Consider the following 18,174-nt stretch of genomic DNA (forward strand, 5'->3'; position numbering starts at 1 on the left):
GACGCAGTCAAAAGGGGCGCACGGGTTTCACGCCTGGTCCCGGAACGCGCGATACAGATCCTTCCAGTCGCTGCGCTCCTTGACCACGGCCTCCAGGTACTCGTTCCAGACCACGGCGTCCTGCACCGGGTCCTTGACGATGGCGCCGATCAGGCCCGAGGCCATGTCGTGCGGTCGCAGCACGCCGTCACCAAAGTGGCCGGCCAGCGCCATGCCGTTGTTGATGACCGAGATCACCTCGGCGGTGGATAGGGTGGCGCTGGGCGACTTGAGCTGGGTCTTGCCGTCTTCGGTCTTGCCGTTGCGCAGCTCGCGGAAGATCTGCACGATGCGCCGCACCTCCTTGAGCGCGGGCGGTTCGGCGGGCAATTGCAGCGCACGGCCCATGTCGGCCACGCGCCTGACCACGATGCTCACCTCTTCCTCTTCGCTCGATGGCACCGGCAGCACCACGGTGTTGAAGCGCCGCTTGAGTGCGGAGGACAACTCGTTCACGCCCTTGTCGCGGTTGTTGGCGGTGGCAATGACCGAGAAGCCGCGCACCGCCTGCACCTCGCTGCCGAGCTCGGGGATCGGCAGGGTTTTTTCGGAGAGCACGGTGATCAGGCTGTCCTGCACGTCGGCCGGGATGCGGGTGAGTTCTTCGACGCGTGCGATCTTTCCCAGGCGCATCGCGTTCATGAGCGGGCTGGGCACCAGCGCTTTCTCGGACGGTCCGTGGGCCAGCAACTGGGCGTAGTTCCAGCCGTAACGCAGCTGTTCCTCGCTGGTCCCGGCCGTGCCCTGGATCAGCAGCGTGGAGTCGCCGCTGATGGCTGCGGCCAGGTGCTCCGACACCCAGGATTTGGCCGTGCCCGGCACGCCGTAGAGCAGCAGGCCCCGGTCGGTGGCGAGCGTGGCCACGGCCACCTCCATCAGGCGCTCATTGCCGATGTACTTGGGGCTGACCTCGAAGCCGTTGTCGAGCCGACCGCCCATGAGGTAGCGCACCACGGCCCAGGGTGACAGCGCCCAGTTCTCGGGACGGGTGCGCTGATCCTGCCGCGCCAGCTCGGCGAGCTCTTCGGCGAACTGCTGTTCGGCGTGTTGCCGCATCACGGCATCGGCTGGGGTGGTGGATGTGGAGGTGTTCATCAAGCGTCTTTCAATGCGTCACGCGTGGCAACGATCTGCGCCACAACGTGCATGAGTTCGGCCATGGCCGGGGTTTCTTCGGTATTGCGGGGCAGCGCGTTCAAGGCCGGCAGCGCCGAGGCATCGACGATGCAGCACAGATCGGGCAAGTGGCTGCGCAGCACCCATGAGGCGTTGGCGTTGGGTTCGGCCAGGCGGGCATGGATCCAGGCCACCAGCCGGTTCGAAAGGTCGGGTGCCAGGCGCGCAACAGCCTGCTCTGGCTGCAATGGGCAAGCCGTCACCATTTCCGGCAACAAGGCCTCGACCGCCGAACCCCCGCCGTGCAGCAGGCGCTCCCAGCGTTTGTCGCGCGCGGTGGGCGACAACATGGGCAACAGGCGTGCGGTGTCCAGGCCTTTGCTGGCAGCAGGCAAGGCATTGACAAATGCGTCGGCCCATTCGGGATCGGGCGTGGCCAGTAGCACCTCGAACCAGGCGCGGGTGAGGGCCTGGCTCCAATCGCCTTTGGCGCTCCAGGCCAGCAGTTCTTCGGGCGCCATGCCGGTGTGCTCGCCCCACCAGGTGAGCGGAACCTGGCACGCCAGTTGATACAACCACCAGGCGCGCTCGCCCAGGCTGTCGTGTTTGGGTTTTTCTGCCTCCACCTGATCGCCGGCCCAGTCGACCCCGACGGCGGTGGGCGCGTCGATGCTCCAGTGCTTGCGGATCAGTCCGCGTTGCTGCACGACCAGGGGCGCGAGCCGCGCCACCGCGCGTTGTGGATGGGCCGCCTGGGGCAGGCGCAGCAGCAGACGCAACGCAAGCTGGCGCACTTCGCGGCCCCGGTCGCTGGTGCGCAAGCGTTCGAGCAGGGGCTCGTCCTGCATCGAAAGCCCCACGCTCAGCGTCTGAACCAGTTCAACACGCTCGCGCACCGCCAACTCTGGCAAGGCGATGCTCAGCCGCTCGCGCGCCGCCTCGGGCGCGCGGCGACGCTCGTGGCGCAAGAAGGCGCAGCGTTGTTCGAGGCTGCCCTCCTGCCACAGGATCTCGGCGGCCTCGTCGGTGGTCTGCACGCCCGCAGCATGCTTCCAGTCCTCCCGTTGGGCGGCCAGCCAGAAACCGGTGGCGCCGAGCACCGGCGCCAGCCAAGGCCGCAAGACCGTGGCCCGCCGGCTGGCATCCAGCGCGGTGGGCAACAGTTCCGCCGGCAGCCGAAGACCGCGCTGGGCCAGGGTCGCCAGGCACTCGCCGCCGAGCCGCACCGGCCCCTGCTCCAGTGCCCACGCGATCAGGCCCACGAGGCGTTTGTCCTCCAGGGGCGGCAGTGTTTCGGCACCGGCGCCGGGCCGTGGCCCCGCCACCGCCGGCTGTCCCAAGGCGCCCGCGAGCCGGCAGGTGGCCAATACACCGGCAGCACGCAGCAGGCCGGTGGCGGGATGCGGGGCGCCGATGGTCGCCGCTTCGATCACGGTACCGTGATCGCCCGGCCAGACAGGCCAGGCATCGGCGTGGCGGTCCGTGCCCACCAGCGCCATGGGCAGCAACGGGGCCAACACACCGCTGCTCATAAGGCAACCTCCGCTCTTCGAGCTGCGGTGCGAGCTTGCTTGGGGCGGCCCGGCGCGAAGCTCATGCTTGGCTCCTGGTCCAGAGCGGCGCCGCTTCGCCATCGCGCCAGGCGCTCATGGGCGAAAACGCCTGACCGTCCCATTCGCCGGCAAGGTTCAGCGCTCGACCGCCGCTGTGCGCGAGCAATTGCCACCCGAAAGCTTCGTCGGTGCGCATGTCCAGGCTGCGGCCCTGTACGAGGCAGCGCCATCCGAGGGGGGTGCGCTCGGGCGTGGCGTCGTGCAGGACCAGCGGGTGCAGCCCCATCCAGGGCGAGGCGGCCATGCGTTGGGTGATGCGGTCCCACTCCTGCGCCAGTGGCTCGGCCGGCCAGACCGCCGCACCGCCGAGCTGAGGCCCCTCGCACAGCGCGCGCAAAGGCGCCGCGCCGGGGAAGAAGTGCAGCACTGCCTCAGCGCTGCTCGCGCCCACCCAGACCTGCTCGAAGCCGCGCCCACCGTAGGCGTGGTCCAGCAGCAAGGCCCGCCGCTGGCTCCGTTGCCCGTGCAACCACACGCGCCGCTCGGTCAGCTTGGCATCGCGCATCTCCTGCACCACACCCAGCACCGTCCAGCGATCGGTGACGGCATCACCGTGCGCGATGACACCGTCCTTGTCCACCGGCCAACCAGCCACTTGGCGCAAGTCCGCCTGCACCGCCTCGGGCAGGCTGGCGCGGCGTTGCAGGCCGTCACAGGCCAGTTGCAGCAACCCCAGGCGATGCAACACCTGTTCGGGCCAGTCCGCTCCCTGGCGAACTTGCTCGGCGGCCTGGAGCAGGCGCTGCCCGAGACCCGGCGCCTGTGCGTCCACCATGCGGGCGGCCATGGCCTGCCATCCTTTAACTGTATCGTCGTCCACCGCGCCCAAGCCATGGGCCAATTGATCGGCCATCCAGCGCTGCAGGTCCTGGGCCGCGCCTTCGATGCGCTCCCAGCGCTGGGCCTCGCGTTTTGCCACGCTCTTCGGGTCAGGGGGCGGGGCCTCGGCCTTCTGGGCTTCGCGTTCCTCTTTCTTCTTTTCCTTTTGTTCGCGCGAGGCCAGCCACTCGTCCACCCAGGCGGGTCTTGCCGCCTTGAAGCGGCTGGCGTCGTCCACCTTCAGGAGCAACAGCGCGAGCCCGTGCTTGCAGGGGAATTTCCGACTCGGGCAAGAGCAGCGGAAAGCCGGCCCCGACAGATCGACTTGGGTCTGATACGGCTTGGACCCACTGCCCTGGCACTCGCCCCACACCGCCACCTCGTCGGCACCGAGCGCGGGCCATTTGGCCGGAGCCACCAAGCCCCGCGCAGCCTTGGCGGAAGCCTCGTCGGGCGCAAGCGCAAGGACAGAGGCCGTGTCCTGCATCAAATCACCCCCATCAGCGGCGGGTCATCGGACCGGCTCTGGGCATTGCTGGGCCTTCCGGGTGGCAGACCTTGATCGCCGCTGACGTTCCATCCCCGAGAAATTTTTATCACCATGCGACAAATTCTAAGGTTGGCATGCACCGCCCATCCGGTCACACCCTCTTGAGCAGGTTTCCGCGACACGGGGGATTGGACCTCAGCATGCCAGCTGTACATCTTTGGAATACATCGCACCCCTGAGCCCAGGAGGGTGCCGTGGCAGCAGCGATGACTCGCGCGCAGATGATTCGAATGGTTCCAGTGCGGTGCTTCAGGGTGCTGTGCTGGGGGGCCGGTTCGACGGCAGGACCGATGGCAGTGTCATCACGCACGCGCAATGGGGGCGCTCGTTCTCGGTGGTTGACGAGTCACGAACCTTCTGAATCTCACTCGCTGGCGACCATCGCACGCAGGCGGGCTGCTGTGTCCTCGTCCGCTGGGAAGAAAGTCTCCAGCGCGAGTTCCTGCAGCGTGATGTCCACCGGCGAACCGAACACGGTGGTGGTGCTGATCAGCCTGAGCACACCCTGTGGCGTGTGGAATTCGAATGGCATGAGGACGCCGTGGTGTTCGCCGGGCAAGGACACCGTTTCGCCGCCCAGGTGGTCCGGGTAGGTTTTGAGTTCAGCCAGCAGGGCGGCGAGGGTGTCGTCGCCGGTGGTGTGGATCTGCTGGCGCAGGCGTTCGAACAGGTGGTCGCGCCACTGCCGCAGGTTGGCAATGCGTGGCGCCAGGCCCTGCGGATGCAGGCTCAGGCGAAGAACATTCACCGGCGGCTGCAACAGTTCTGCCGCCACATCGCCAATGAGCACCGAAACCATCTGGTTCGACATGACCAGGTTCCAGTGGCGGTCCATGGCCAGCGCAGGCCAGGGCGCATGGCAGTCCAGGATGCGTTGTACCGCTGCACGGGCGGCTGCCATGTCGGGCGCATCCAGCGGACGTTCGCGGTACATCGGGGCAAATCCTGCGGCTTCCAGCAGTCCGTTGCGTTCGCGTAGCGGAATATCCAGCCGGTCCACCAGGCGCAACACCATGTCGCGGCTGGGGCTGGCGCGGCCGGTTTCCACATAGCTGAGGTGGCGGGTGGACACGTCGGCCACGTGGGCCAGGTCAAGCTGGCTCAGGCGGCGGTGCTGGCGCCAGTGGCGCAGGCGCTCGCCGAAAGGCGACGGAGTGGACGTGACGGACGAGGGCAAGGAATGGCGCTGCATGCCCGGCATCGTAGGTCGAAAGCAGCCGGCCGGCCATGACCTCTGAGGTTATGGACGCTGTGCAGGGTGGACTGGAACATGGCGACCGGTTCCAAGCAACCGTACGTTTCAACCTTTCAAGGAGTTCACCATGTCAGTACTTGCCTACTTCACCTCCCCAGCTGGCCTGCGCCGTGTGCTGGCGTTCGACGCCATTTCCGGTGTGGGCACCGGGTTGCTGCAACTGGCGGCCAGTGGCCTGTTGTCGGGGATGCTGGGTTTGTCCGAGCCCTTGCTGCGCTCTTCCGGCATCGCCATCTTTGCTTTCGTGGCGCTGGCCGCCTGGCTGGCCATGCAACGCACGCCGTCCCGCGCCGGTTTGGCGGTGCTCGTGGTTGGCAACTTCGCCTGGGTCATCGGCTGTCTCTGGCTGGCTTTGGGTGGTGCACCCGGCGCCACCATCCTGGGTGTGGCCTATCTCATGGTGCAGGTGCTGGTGGTGGCGGCGCTGGCCGAGTTGCAGTGGATGGGCCTGCGTCAGTCTCGAATGGTGGTGGCGGCCTGATCCCGGCCAGCTTCGGTTGGTGGCTGCCGTGTGCGACAGCGAACAGATGCCGGGGTACAAGTGGTCTACGCTGCGATTCATCAGGTCATGCAGACCTGTTGAGCCTGCCGAGAGCATCGACTTGATGCAGGTTCCGTGCATCCAACCAGGAACTCTGATGAAACTCGCACTCTTGCTGACAGCCGCGCTGTCCACTCTGGCGCTGACCGCCTGTGACCGTGAACCGGTGGTGGTCAACACACCCCCTGCCACCGTGGTGGTTCCCGGACCAGCCGGCCCGGCTGGCGAAACGGGCGCCACCGGTGCCCAGGGCAGCACCGGTAGCACCGGTAGCACAGGCACAACTGGAGACACCGGTAGTGCTGGGGCTCAAGGCGAAACCGGTGAAAAAGGGCGCACTGGCGGCGATACCAGCGTGATCGTCGTTCCGGCCCCACCCGCCACCACCAACTGAACCCGCTGAAAAGCCATTTGAGGAGATTGCCATGAGCATCGGAACCATTCTTTTGATCGTATTGGTGTTGCTGTTGCTGGGCGTCATTCCCAGTTGGCCGCACAGCAGGTCATGGGGCTACGGTCCCAGTGGCATCCTGGGGCTGGTGCTCGTGGTGGTGGTGATTCTGCTGCTCATGGGGCGCATATGACCTGAAACCAGGTCGCCGGGGCTTGACGCCTGAAGCGCGTCAAACCATGCTGACTGCACGGTGATGGGCGCAACTGACAGAATGGGCAGACGTCCGACCGAACCTGCAGGAGCCCCCATGGCACAAAGCGCCCCGTTTTCGCATCCCTTTTCCAATACCCTGAAGACCTTCAAGACCGCTTCGGGCAAGAGCGGTCGTTTCTATTCGCTGCCTGAACTGGCGAAGCAGTTTCCTTCGGTCAGGCGGTTGCCGGTTTCGCTGCGCATCGTGCTGGAGAGTGTGCTGCGCCACTGTGATGGCGAACGCGTGACCGACGAGCATGTGGCGCAACTCGCGCAGTGGCAGCCACACGTTGCGCGCACCGACGAAATTCCATTCACCGTTTCGCGCGTGGTGCTGCAGGACTTCACCGGCGTGCCCCTGCTGGCTGACCTGGCCGCCATGCGCAGTGTGGCCGAGCGCCTGGGCAAAAATCCCGAGCGCATCGAGCCGCTGGTGCCCGTGGATCTGGTGGTGGACCACTCCATCATGATCGACCACTTTGGCAGCAAGAACGCGCTCGACCTGAACATGAAGCTGGAATTCCAGCGCAACCGCGAACGCTACGAGTTCATGAAGTGGGGCATGCAGGCCTTTGACACGTTTGGCGTGGTGCCACCCGGCTTCGGCATCGTGCACCAGGTGAACCTGGAGCATCTGGCGCGTGGGGTGCACATGAAGGGTGGCCTGTACTACCCGGACACCCTGGTCGGCACCGACAGCCACACCACCATGATCAACGGCATTGGCGTGGTGGGCTGGGGCGTGGGCGGCATCGAAGCCGAGGCCGCCATGCTCGGCCAGCCCGTGTACCTGCTCACGCCCGACGTGGTGGGCTTCGAGATGACGGGGCGCCTGCGCGAGGGTGTGACCGCCACCGATCTGGTGCTCACCGTGACGGAAATCCTGCGCAGCCACAAGGTGGTGGGCAAGTTCGTGGAATTCTTCGGGGCCGGCACCGCCTCGCTCACACTGCCCGACCGCGCCACCATCGCCAACATGGCGCCAGAGTACGGCGCCACCATGGGCTTTTTCCCGGTGGATGACAAGACGCTGGACTACTTCCGTGGCACGGGCCGCAGCAAGACCGAGATCGAAGCCTTTGAAGCCTATTTCCGCGCACAGGGTCTGTTCGGTGTGCCGGGTGCGGCAGGGGCATCACAAAAGGCGGGTGAGATCGACTATTCGCAGGTGGTCAGGCTGGATCTGGGCACGGTGACGCCCAGCCTGGCTGGCCCGAAGCGCCCGCAGGACCGCATCGAGCTGGGCCAGGTGTCCCGTCAGTTCGCCGAACTGTTCAGCCTGCCCAATGCCCTGAACGGTTTCAATCGACCCGCTGAACTGCTGCACACGCGCTACCAGCCGGAAGGACGCTCTGACGTGCCAGGCACCATGCGGCAAACGCCGACCCCGCCTGGTGCGCCCCGTTTTGTGGCCGAGATGGAAGCGAACAAGCCGGCCCGCACCAGCGCCAAGACGGCGGCTCATGTGCCCGGTCGCGCCTTGACCGTGGGCAACGGCGACGTGCTGATTGCCGCGATCACAAGTTGCACCAACACTTCCAACCCGGGTGTGTTGCTGGCAGCGGGTCTGCTCGCCAAAAAGGCGGTGGAGGCCGGGCTGAAAGTCAAGCCGCATATCAAGACCTCGCTGGCGCCCGGCTCGCGCATCGTCACTGAATATCTGACCGAAACAGGGCTGCTTCCCTATCTCGAGAAACTCGGCTTCTCGTTGGCGGGCTATGGGTGCACCACCTGTATTGGCAACGCGGGGGATCTGGCGCCCGAACTTAACGAAGTCATCACCCAACACGAATTGGTGTGCGCCGCCGTGCTTTCAGGTAACCGCAACTTTGAAGCCCGCATCCACCCCAACCTCAAGGCAAACTTCCTGGCCAGCCCGCCGCTGGTTGTGGCCTACGCCATCGCGGGCAATGTGATGACGGACCTCATGACCGAGCCACTGGGCAAGGGCAAAGGTGGGCAAGCGGTGTACCTGGGCGACGTTTGGCCGACCAGCGACGAGATCCACGCGCTGATGAAATTTGCCATGAAGGGCAAGGCCTACCGCGACAACTATGCGCGTGTGGCCAGCGAGCCCGGCAAGTTGTGGGAGCGCATTCGTGGTGTGAACGGCACTACCTACACCTGGCCCAAGAGCACCTACATCGCAGAGCCGCCATTTTTTGAAACCTTCGAGCTTGCGCCACCGGTTTCGAGCGAACCGCCTTCGGTGAAGGGCGCGCGCATCATGGCACTGTTCGGCGATTCCATCACCACCGACCACATCTCGCCGGCCGGCAACATCGCGGAAAAATCGCCCGCTGGTCAGTGGCTGCTGGAACACGGCGTGCTCAAGGCGGACTTCAACAGCTACGGCGCGCGGCGTGGCAATCACGACGTGATGATGCGGGGCACCTTTGCCAACGTGCGCATCAAAAACCTCATGCTGGCCCCCGACGCGAGCGGATCGCGAGAGGAGGGTGGCTGGACCACCTATCAGCTCGAAGGCGCCGCCCAAGGGCAGAAGCTGAGCATCTTCGATGCCGCCATGCGTTACCAGGCCGCCGGTGTGCCCACCGTGGTGTTCGCAGGCGAGGAATACGGCACTGGCTCCAGCCGTGACTGGGCCGCCAAGGGCACGCAGTTGCTGGGCATCAAGGCGGTGGTTGCGCGCAGTTTTGAGCGCATTCACCGCTCCAACCTGGTGGGCATGGGCGTGCTGCCACTACAGTTCAAGGCTGGTGATTCCTGGGAAAGCCTGGGCCTGACCGGCGAAGAAACCATCGACGTGCTGCCGCACCCGGATCTGACCCCCCAGAGCGATGCGCAGCTGGTGATCACCCGCCCGGATGGTCAGATACGCCAGTTGTCGGTCACGCTGCGCATCGATACGCCGGTGGAGGTGAACTATTACCGTCACGGTGGAATCCTCCCCTTCGTGCTCAGGCAATTGCTGACCGCTTGAGCCAGCGGCCGCAACGCGGCATGATGTGTTTTCCGCCAGCCTCCAAGGAGTTGCCATGCGAAAGCCCGCTCTCTACAGCCGAACGGCCCGTGCAAGGCCTGGGGCGGGCGGCGCTCCCGTGCCGACGGACAGCGGTGGCGAAACGCCTGCCGGCGAAACGGCGGTGCGCCCAGGCGGCCGGCAACGCTTGCGCGCCGGTCTGGCGCGTGCGGCCATCAACCCGCGCGTGATGTGGGCGGCGCTGGCCTTGCTGGCGGCCCTGCTGCTGGCGACCAGTCTGCAGCAAGGAGCCATGGGCGCCAAGGCGCTGACGCAGAAGGACATTGACGCAGCCGTGCTGCGCACCCTGACCACCCAGACCTTGCCTTCTGCGGCCGCGAAGGCGGCGGAGATCATCCGGCCTTCGGTGGTGCGGGTGATGTCGTTCGCCAAGAACGCCAAGGGCGAAGAGGAAGAACAAGGCGTGGGCACAGGCGTGGTGATCGTGGATAAAGGCATCATCCTGACCAACCTGCACGTGGTGCAGGGTGCCGAGACCTTGAAACTGACCTTCTCAGATGGTTCCGAGTCCGCCGCCAGCGTGGTGGGGGCTCAACCCGAAAACGATCTGGCGGTGCTGCAGGCCCACACGATTCCCGATGATCTGGCTGCCGCCACCATGCGTTCCACGGCAGATCTGCTGCCTGGCGACCAGGTGGTGGCCGTGGGGTTCCCCTTCGGCATTGGTCCGTCGGTGTCGGCGGGCGTGGTGTCTGGCCTGGGGCGCTCGTTCCAGTCACCGGAAGGTGAGCAGGAGATCGGCAACCTGATCCAGTTCGATGCGGCCGCCAACCCCGGCAATTCGGGTGGACCGCTTGTCACCATGGGTGGTGAGGTGGTGGGCGTGGTCACCGGTATTCTGAATCCCACCAGCCACCGGACCTTTGTTGGCATCGGTTTTGCTGTGCCGATTGAAAGCGCCGCATCTGCAGCTGGCCTTCCGCCGTTTTAGCTTTTTTTCAGGAGCGCTCCATGGACACATCCAACACCCCCGATTCAGCGCAGCTCATGGAGCAGATCCTGTATGAGGTCAAACGGGTGGTGGTGGGGCAGGACCGGTTTTTGGAGCGCGTGATGGTGGCCATGCTGGCGCAAGGACACCTGCTGGTCGAAGGGGTGCCGGGGCTGGCCAAGACGCTCACGGTCAAGACGCTGGCCGATGTGGTGCGCGGGCGCTTCAAGCGCATCCAGTTCACACCCGACCTGGTACCGGCCGACCTGATCGGTACACGCATCTACAACCAGAAAACCGGCGATTTCAGCACGTCACTGGGTCCGGTGTTTGCCAACCTGCTGCTGGCCGACGAGATCAACCGCGCACCTGCCAAGGTACAGAGCGCGCTGCTGGAAGTGATGCAGGAGCGCCAGGTGACCATCGCCGGCGAATCGCACAAGGTGCCTTCGCCGTTCCTGGTCATGGCCACACAGAACCCGATCGAGACCGAGGGCACCTACCCGCTGCCTGAAGCGCAGGTGGACCGCTTCATGATGAAGGTGCTGGTCGACTACCCGACCGACGAGGAAGAGTACGTCATCGTCGAGCGCGTCACCGGCCCTGCGGTAACGGTGCAGTCGGTGGCCACCACCGATCAGCTGGCTGCCTTGCAGGCCCAGTGCCGCAACGTGTACGTGGACCCTTCCATGGTGCAGTACGCGGTGAAGCTGGTGTCTGCCACGCGCAATCCGGAAAAGCACGGGATCAAGGGCTTGGGTGCGTTCATCACCTACGGCGCCAGCCCGCGCGCCACCATTGGGCTGGTGGAAGGGGCCCGCGCGCTGGCCATGCTGCGGGGCCGCAGCTACGCGTTGCCTGAAGACATGACCGATCTGGTGCCCGATGTGCTGCGGCACCGGCTGGTGCTCTCTTACGAAGGCCTGGCCGAAGGGCTCGATGCCGATGCGCTGATTGAACGCATCATGGCGGCGATCACCCCACCAGCCAAGCCGCTTGAACACGAGAAGCGTGTTGCTTGACATGAAACACCCCCTGCGCCGCTTCGCGTCTTCCCCCTCTCTCGCCTTCGGCGGGAGGGGGACGCACCCTGTGGCCCGGCAAGGCCGGTTCCACGGGAGCCCTGGAAGGGGCGCTTCACGCGTTGCGGATCGTGTTCCGGCGTGGAGTATTGAAATACGGGGGTGAAGGATGTTCTTCGGTCTCTTCAAGTCTCATCCCCCAGACACATCAGCCGTGGCGGCACGGGTGTTGCCTGCCGAAGTGCCCGAACGCGCAGATGCCTTGATGCGCCGCCTGGAGTGGACGGTGATCCGTCGGCTTGATGGCTTGCTGCAGGGCGACTACCGCACCCTCATGCGCGGCACGGGATTGGACCTCGCCGACCTGCGTGAATACCAGCACCACGACGACGTGCGCCACATCGACTGGAACGTGACCGCGCGCCAGCAAGTGCCCTATGTGCGCGTGTTCACCGAAGACCGCGAAATGGCTGCGTGGTTTCTGCTGGACCTCAGCCCGTCGGTGGACTTCGGCTCTGGCGACCAGCACAAGAGCCAGGTGCTGCGCGATTTTGTGGCGGTGCTGGCGCGGCTCATCAGCCGCCACGGCAACAGGGTTGGGGCGGTGCTCTACGGTTCGCGCGGACGGGCCGCGGTGGATGCCGTGCTGCCCGCGCGGGGTGGTCGCAATCAGGTGCTGCGCCTGTTGCAGCTGATCCAGCAGCCCGCTGCGCCCTCGGTCAAGCCGGGCAAGAAGACACCGCCCGCTGGTGCCACCCGCCTCTCAGACCTGTTGACGACCGCCACCCGCACCGTGCGCCAGCGCAGCACGGTGTTCGTGGTGTCCGACTTCATCAGCGAACCTGACTGGGAAAAACCACTGGGCGAACTGGCGCGGCGCCATGATGTGGTGGCGGTGCGCCTGCTGGATCCCCTGGAGCAGGAGCTCCCGGACCTGGGTCTGCTGACCATGCGAGACGCTGAAACCGGTGAACAACTGCTGGTGGACACCCACGACACCGGCTTTCGCCAGCGTTTCGCCCGCATCGCCGCCGAACGTGAAGCGGTGCTGCGCAACAGCCTGACGCGTGCCGGTGTGGACACGCTGGAACTGGCCACCGACGACGATCTGGCCGACGCCGTCCTGCGATTCGTGGACCTGCGCAAGCGCCGCAGCGGCCTGCGCGCCGGTCTGCCATCCCACCTGGGAGTCCGAGCATGAACAACCTGCCCGTCACCTTCATCTGGCCACAGTTTCTCTGGCTGCTGCTGGCCTTGCCGTTGCTTGTGCTGATCTACTGGTGGCTGTTGCGCCGCCGCCGGCACGCGGCCTTGCGCTACGCCAGCCTGGCAATAGTGCGCGAGGCCATGGGCAAAGGCCCCGGCTGGCGCCGGCATGTGCCGCCGTTGCTGCTGCTGCTGGCGTTCGCGGCCATGCTGCTGGCCTCTGCCCGGCCCATGGCGTCCATCGTGCTGCCTTCGCAGGAGCAGACCATCATCCTGGCCATGGACGTCTCAGGCAGCATGCGCGCCGAAGACGTGCAGCCCAACCGGCTGGTGGCTTCGCAGAACGCGGCCAAAGCCTTTCTGGCCGAGCTGCCGCGCCATGTGAAGGTGGGCATCGTCGCGTTTGCAGGCACCGCGCAGGTGGTGCAGCCCGTCACCCTGAGTCGCGAAGACCTGGTCGCCGCGATCGACAAATTCCAGCTCCAGCGCGCCACCGCCATCGGCAGCGCCATCGTGGTGTCCCTGTCCGAACTGTTTCCCGAGCAGCGCATCAACCTCGGCGACATGACCTACAGCCGCAACAGCGACCCGTTTGCGCCCAAGGGCCGTTCCCTGGATCAGCCCAAATCCGATGAAGCACCTTTCACGCCTGTGGCGCCCGGTTCCTACACCTCGGCCGCAGTGATCCTGCTCACCGACGGACAGCGCACCACTGGCGTGGAAACGGCGGAAGCGACCCAGATGGCGGCCGACCGGGGAGTGCGTGTCTACACCGTGGGTGTGGGCACGGTCGATGGCGAGATCATCGGTTTTGAGGGGTGGTCCATGCGAGTGCGGCTGGACGAAGAGACGCTGAAGGATGTGGCCGAGAAGACCAAGGGCGAATACTTCTATGCTGGCACGGCAGAAAACCTCAAGCAGGTGTACGAGTCGCTGAGCACCCGACTGACGGTGGAAAAAAAGGAAACCGAAATCGCTGGCCTGCTGGCTTTGCTGGCATCGGTATTGGTCATGGTGTCTGCAGGCTTGTCGCTCCTCTGGTTCAACCGAGTGGCCTAGGAATGTGAATGTCTGCTGAGGTCTGAGAACCGGAGGTGCATTTTTTTCCAGCCGTCCTTCAGGTGAACATGCGCCGGTTTGCCCTGTGTCAAGGCGCCAAGCGCCTGCCGGGGGACAATTCGGGCCAATGAACAAAAACGTATTGGTGGCCGGCGGTGGTATTGGCGGTCTGGCTTGTGCATTGGCCATGGCACGCGCTGGCGCATCGGTGAACGTGATGGAACAGGCAGGCGCGTTTGGTGAAGTGGGCGCTGGCTTGCAACTGGGCCCCAATGCCGTGCGCGTGCTGCACGAGTGGGGCCTCACTGAAGCCTTGCGTGCCTGCGCCGCTTTTCCGGAGAGCTTGCGCGTGTGCGACGCCCGATCGGCGAAGTCGCTGGGTCGCCTTCGGCTGGGTGCGGTCATGCTGGCACGTTACGGTCAACCCTACGCCACCTTGCACCGGGCCGATCTGCACAAGCTGCTGCTGGACGCCGTGCAACACCAGGCGAAGGTGGCCCTTTCGCTCAACACCCTCATCGCCAGTTTTGAAGACACGGCCAATGGTGTGCGTGTCCACACGGAAGATGGCCGCGAGGTCGCGGGCGACGCGCTCATCGGATGCGACGGTTTGTGGAGCCAGGTGCGCACGGGCTTGCTGGGCGCACAGCCCGTGCGCTCCAGCGGGCATTTGGCCTACCGGGGCATGGTGCCTGCGCGTGACATGCCGATCGGATCGCGTGGAAACGTGGTCACGGCCTGGATGGGTCCGAGGCTGCACGTGGTGCACTACCCGGTTCGCGGCGGTGACTGGTTCAACGTGGTGGCCGTGGTGGAAGGTGTTCTGGGACAGGGGCATGCAGAGCCCGCCGAGAGCTGGACCCACGAAGCGCATGCGGCCGATCTGAAGCGGGCGATGGGCAAGGTGTGTGAAAGCCTCGCAGGTGTGATCGACGCCGTATCGGAATGGAAGCTCTGGGCACTGAACGATCGCCCGCCCATGCGCGGCCCCGACGAGCACGCACACGGCCGCGTGGCGCTGCTGGGGGATGCGGCCCACCCGTTGCGCCCCTACCTGGCGCAGGGTGCGGCCATGGCCATCGAAGACGCGTGGACCCTGGGTCGCTTGCTGCAGGAGGCCGTCCATCAGGGGCCGGTGGACTGGTCGCCCCTGCTCGCCCGCTACGCCCGCACGCGCTGGTCGCGCAACGCACGCGTGCAGGCCCGCTCACAACGCAACGGCACCATCTTTCATGCCACCGGGCTGCTGCGCCTGGGCCGCAACATCGGGCTGGGTCTGATGGACGAGCGCCTCATGGACAATCCCTGGCTGTACAGCGGTCCACCCCATCCGATACGATGAGCCTGCCTTTTTTCCGCTCCCCACCATAAAGAGACAAATGTGAAAAACACCACCACACCCCCCACCGCCCCGAACCGCCGCCACGCGCTGGCCGTGGGAGCCGCTATGGCTTCTTCGCTGATCCTGCCCGCCGCCCAGGCCCAGTCGGCCGCCTGGCCCAACAAGCCGCTGAAGATCATGGTGGGTTTCCCGGGCGGGTCCTCGCCTGATCTCATGGCCCGCCTGTTGGCCGAGCCCCTTTCGCAGGCCCTCGGTCAACCCGTGGTGATCGAGAACCGCCCCGGCGCCGGTGGCAACATCGCTGCCGACCTGGTGGCGCGCGCCACCGACGATCACACCATCGGCCTGATGATCAACGGCAACATGACGATCGCCAAGATCCTCAATCCGGCCACCCCTTACGACCCGCTCAAGGACCTCACACCGGTGGCGCTGATTGCCGTGGCCCCGTTGGTGCTGTGCGTGCCGGCCGAAACCACCGCCACCGGTGCAGCCTTTTTTGCCGCTGCCCGCGAAGGCGGTGACCGGTGGAACTACGGCACCCCCGGCGTCGGCACGGTGGCCCACCTGGGCATGGAATTGCTCAAGCCCAAGGCCGGCATCGCGCCCGTGCATGTGCCTTACCCGGGCAACCCGCAGGTGATTGCCGCCATGCTCACCAACCAGATCCAGATGTCGCTGCTGCCCCCAGGCCTGGCCATGGCCCAGGTGCGGGCCGGCAAACTGCGTGCCATTGGTGTCACGTCCGCTGGGCGCAGCAGCGTGGTGCCTGAAGTGCCCAGCCTGTCTGAGGCGGGCGTACGCGATTTCCAGCTAGAGATATGGAACGCCGTGGCCGCGCCCAACAGCATGCCCAAGGCAAACGTGCAAAAGCTCGCCGGGCTGTTGTCCGAATTCGTGCGCCGCGAAGACATCCGCCAGAAGATCTTCCTGCAGGGCTGGCAGGTGGCCGGCACCGGCCCTGAGGGTCTGGCTCGCCGCATTCAGAGCGACACCAAGGCCATGACGGAAGTGATTCAGCGCAACAACATCCGGCCGGGCTGAGCAGGCTTCGCTGGCCCTGTGCGCGCTTCTCAGCGCTGCAATGTCCTTCTGTGCCGATGGCGTGAAGGGGTATCGGTTCGCTGGGGTTCCAGCGCATAGACTGCCCCTTCAACTCACAAGGAAAGACACCCCATGAAAAAACTCATCGCATTGCTGTTTGTGGCTGCATCGCTCACCAGCTGCGCCGTCTACACGCCCTCGGGCGCCGTGGTCGTGGACCCGGGTCATTCGCATGGCAAGAGCAATGGCAAGTTCTGCCCGCCCGGACAGGCGAAGAAGGGAAATTGCTGAACGATCGGCACCCGCGGTCGTCTGTCTTGTGACGGGGCAGACGGCGGACTGGCTCAACGACTGGCGACACCGAGAAAGGTTGCAAAGGACGCCAGCTCGGCCTGCAGCGCGGAATGAAAGGCCAGGTCTTGCGGCGCTGCACCGCTGACGTGTCCCAACTCGGCCCGCAGTGTGCCGCCAACCACTGAAAGGTTGCCCCAGCCGATGACCTGATCACGCCACAACAGCGGCATGGCGTAGTAGCCGCGCACGCGCTGGGCAGGTGGCGTGTAGGCCTCGAACCGATAGGCCCAGCCCCAAAAGCGCTGAAAGCGGTCGCGGTCCCAGACCACGGGGTCGAAGGGTGCCAGCAGGCGCACCCCTTCAGGTGCCTTCCAGCGGCGTGAGCCCGGGTCTTCTCCCTCAGGCCAGAACCACGTTGTCCCTTCCACCTCTGCACGGGGCAACCGCTGCGTCGCGCGCAGCAGGGCGGCGCGCAAGTCGCCTTGCCATTGCGGCACGGCATGCTTGAGCATGGCCACCAGTTGCCGCAGGCCAGGCAGCGGCAAGGGTGCGTACTTGTTCACTAAGACGTCCACCAGTTGGTCCAGCACCGCCGGCACGTCGTCGGGCGCCACTTGGGGCATGTGTGCCGTGTAGAGGCGAATGCCATTGGCCCGCCGCGCCACGCGCAGCAGCCCCCGGTAATGCATGCCATCCAGCAATTGTGTGCTGGCTTTTGACCGGCCACCGAACCAGTTGGTGGTGTGGCCATGGGCAAAGTGCGCGTCAATTTCACGGGGGTGAGCCACGCCCAGTTGCTGCACGTGGTGCCACACCGCCTGGGCCTGCGCCCAGCGCTCGGCTGGCCATTCGATGCGAGCCGTGCGCGGATGCATGCGCGCATGCAGCTCGCGCGTGACGAAACCGTAGTTGACGAAAAAATCCTCCTCCACCGGCAGCTGCGGATACCGCCGCTCCAGGTCACCCGCGAGGTAGCCCTTCACCCGGTGGCGCAGCGTGAGGTCTTGGGCGCGCGCAGGCGCGCGGATCGGGTCGGCCTGCACAAAGCCCAACCGTTCGATGGCCCTGGGCAGGGTGGTGGGGGTGAAGAGGCTGCGGGCAATGGCGTAGCGACGCAGATGGGGCAGGGTGATGGTGGCCATGGATCGATAATGCCGCAGTCGAGCGCCAGGCCGCCAAGTCTGGGTGGTAGCAGGCGCAGCGAGGTTTCATCCGCATTCAAAAAGCCAATGAAAACACAGCAATCATCGCCTATCTCGGATGCATCCATCAATGTGGTTCAGGCGCAACTTGAAGCCTACAACGCACGCAACCTTGAGGGCTGGCTTTCCACCTACAGCGAGGACGCGGAGCAATTCCTGCTGCACGCAGGCTCGCTCGCCAGAGGGCAGGCTGCCATACGCCAGCGAATGGAGGAGCGCTTCAAGGATCCTGCCCTTCACGCCAAGTTGCTTCACCGAACCTGCATGGAAAGCGTCGTGGTAGACCACGAACTGGTCACGCGCACGTTTCCTGAGGGCCTTGCGACCGTGGAGATGATTTGCGTCTATGAAGTGCAAGCGGGCAAGATCATCAAAGCCACGTTCGCTATGGGCCAGACTCGCCTTCTGGATCAGACGATAGTCGAATAGCACTGTTCGACAGCCGATGTGGGATGTCGGCGTCTGTGGCATACAGGGAAAATGCCAGATGT

General features: G+C 65.4%; 17 protein-coding genes. 12 read left to right on the forward strand and 5 right to left on the reverse strand.

Going from position 1 to position 18,174, the window contains the following annotated elements; genetic code table 11:
- Positions 1–27: 27 nt before the first annotated feature.
- From J2W49_RS16025 to J2W49_RS16040, 4 genes are all read right to left on the reverse strand, one after another.
- The gene (locus tag J2W49_RS16025) at positions 28–1,134 is read right to left on the reverse strand and encodes an ATP-binding protein (RefSeq protein ID WP_310318259.1); all 1,107 of its coding nucleotides are present in this window, start codon (positions 1,132–1,134) and stop codon (positions 28–30) included.
- A complete protein-coding gene (locus J2W49_RS16030; protein ID WP_310318261.1) occupies positions 1,134–2,687 on the reverse strand; it encodes a DUF5691 domain-containing protein in 1,554 nt (517 codons plus the stop codon). The genes J2W49_RS16025 and J2W49_RS16030 overlap by 1 nt, the downstream gene beginning before the upstream one ends.
- 61 nt (positions 2,688–2,748) lie before the next feature.
- Complete coding sequence (locus J2W49_RS16035) at positions 2,749–4,074, reverse strand: SWIM zinc finger family protein (protein WP_310318263.1); 1,326 nt, start codon at positions 4,072–4,074, stop codon at positions 2,749–2,751.
- Positions 4,075–4,501: 427 nt separating this feature from the next.
- Positions 4,502–5,338 (reverse strand): helix-turn-helix domain-containing protein, encoded by an 837-nt coding sequence (locus tag J2W49_RS16040; RefSeq protein ID WP_405001036.1) that lies wholly within the window; start codon positions 5,336–5,338, stop codon positions 4,502–4,504.
- 121 nt (positions 5,339–5,459) lie between these two features.
- On the opposite strand from J2W49_RS16040, the gene J2W49_RS16045 reads away from it, so the two are divergent.
- The 11 genes from J2W49_RS16045 (at position 5,460) to J2W49_RS16095 (ending at position 16,478) form a co-directional block, all read left to right on the forward strand.
- A complete protein-coding gene (locus J2W49_RS16045; RefSeq protein WP_310318267.1) occupies positions 5,460–5,873 on the forward strand; it encodes a hypothetical protein in 414 nt (137 codons plus the stop codon).
- Positions 5,874–6,030: 157 nt separating this feature from the next.
- Positions 6,031–6,327, forward strand: coding sequence for a collagen-like protein (locus J2W49_RS16050; protein WP_310318269.1), 297 nt, complete (start codon positions 6,031–6,033; stop codon positions 6,325–6,327).
- Between the two features lie 31 nt (positions 6,328–6,358).
- Positions 6,359–6,517 (forward strand): DUF3309 family protein, encoded by a 159-nt coding sequence (locus tag J2W49_RS16055; RefSeq protein WP_310318271.1) that lies wholly within the window; start codon positions 6,359–6,361, stop codon positions 6,515–6,517.
- A gap of 117 nt (positions 6,518–6,634) precedes the next feature.
- The gene (locus J2W49_RS16060) at positions 6,635–9,523 is read left to right on the forward strand and encodes an aconitate hydratase (RefSeq protein WP_310318274.1); all 2,889 of its coding nucleotides are present in this window, start codon (positions 6,635–6,637) and stop codon (positions 9,521–9,523) included.
- Between the two features lie 55 nt (positions 9,524–9,578).
- Positions 9,579–10,514, forward strand: a complete 936-nt coding sequence (locus J2W49_RS16065) for a S1C family serine protease (RefSeq protein WP_310318276.1) — start codon at positions 9,579–9,581, stop codon at positions 10,512–10,514.
- A gap of 20 nt (positions 10,515–10,534) precedes the next feature.
- The gene (locus tag J2W49_RS16070; RefSeq protein ID WP_310318278.1) at positions 10,535–11,536 is read left to right on the forward strand and encodes an AAA family ATPase; all 1,002 of its coding nucleotides are present in this window, start codon (positions 10,535–10,537) and stop codon (positions 11,534–11,536) included.
- Positions 11,537–11,705: 169 nt separating this feature from the next.
- Positions 11,706–12,737: a DUF58 domain-containing protein gene (locus tag J2W49_RS16075; protein WP_405001037.1), complete on the forward strand. Its 1,032-nt coding sequence runs from the start codon at positions 11,706–11,708 to the stop codon at positions 12,735–12,737.
- Entirely contained in the window at positions 12,734–13,801 is a 1,068-nt protein-coding gene (locus tag J2W49_RS16080) for a VWA domain-containing protein (RefSeq protein WP_310318280.1), read from the forward strand. Before J2W49_RS16075 ends, J2W49_RS16080 begins: the two co-directional genes overlap by 4 nt.
- Before the next feature lie 127 nt (positions 13,802–13,928).
- Positions 13,929–15,143 (forward strand): FAD-dependent monooxygenase, encoded by a 1,215-nt coding sequence (locus J2W49_RS16085; RefSeq protein ID WP_310318283.1) that lies wholly within the window; start codon positions 13,929–13,931, stop codon positions 15,141–15,143.
- Between the two features lie 105 nt (positions 15,144–15,248).
- Positions 15,249–16,187 (forward strand): Bug family tripartite tricarboxylate transporter substrate binding protein, encoded by a 939-nt coding sequence (locus J2W49_RS16090; RefSeq protein ID WP_310318370.1) that lies wholly within the window; start codon positions 15,249–15,251, stop codon positions 16,185–16,187.
- Positions 16,188–16,319: 132 nt separating this feature from the next.
- Positions 16,320–16,478: a hypothetical protein gene (locus J2W49_RS16095; RefSeq protein ID WP_310318285.1), complete on the forward strand. Its 159-nt coding sequence runs from the start codon at positions 16,320–16,322 to the stop codon at positions 16,476–16,478.
- 53 nt (positions 16,479–16,531) lie between these two features.
- Here the strand turns inward: J2W49_RS16095 and J2W49_RS16100 are convergent, their stop codons facing one another.
- A complete protein-coding gene (locus J2W49_RS16100) occupies positions 16,532–17,623 on the reverse strand; it encodes a DNA glycosylase AlkZ-like family protein (RefSeq protein ID WP_310318287.1) in 1,092 nt (363 codons plus the stop codon).
- Positions 17,624–17,710: 87 nt separating this feature from the next.
- On the opposite strand from J2W49_RS16100, the gene J2W49_RS16105 reads away from it, so the two are divergent.
- Positions 17,711–18,112 carry a nuclear transport factor 2 family protein gene (locus J2W49_RS16105; RefSeq protein WP_310318290.1) on the forward strand — a complete coding sequence of 134 codons (402 nt, stop codon included), beginning with the start codon at positions 17,711–17,713 and terminating at the stop codon, positions 18,110–18,112.
- Positions 18,113–18,174: the final 62 nt, after the last annotated feature.

The sequence above is a fragment of the Hydrogenophaga palleronii genome, assembly GCF_031457455.1.
Classification (GTDB): domain Bacteria; phylum Pseudomonadota; class Gammaproteobacteria; order Burkholderiales; family Burkholderiaceae_C; genus Hydrogenophaga; species Hydrogenophaga palleronii_A.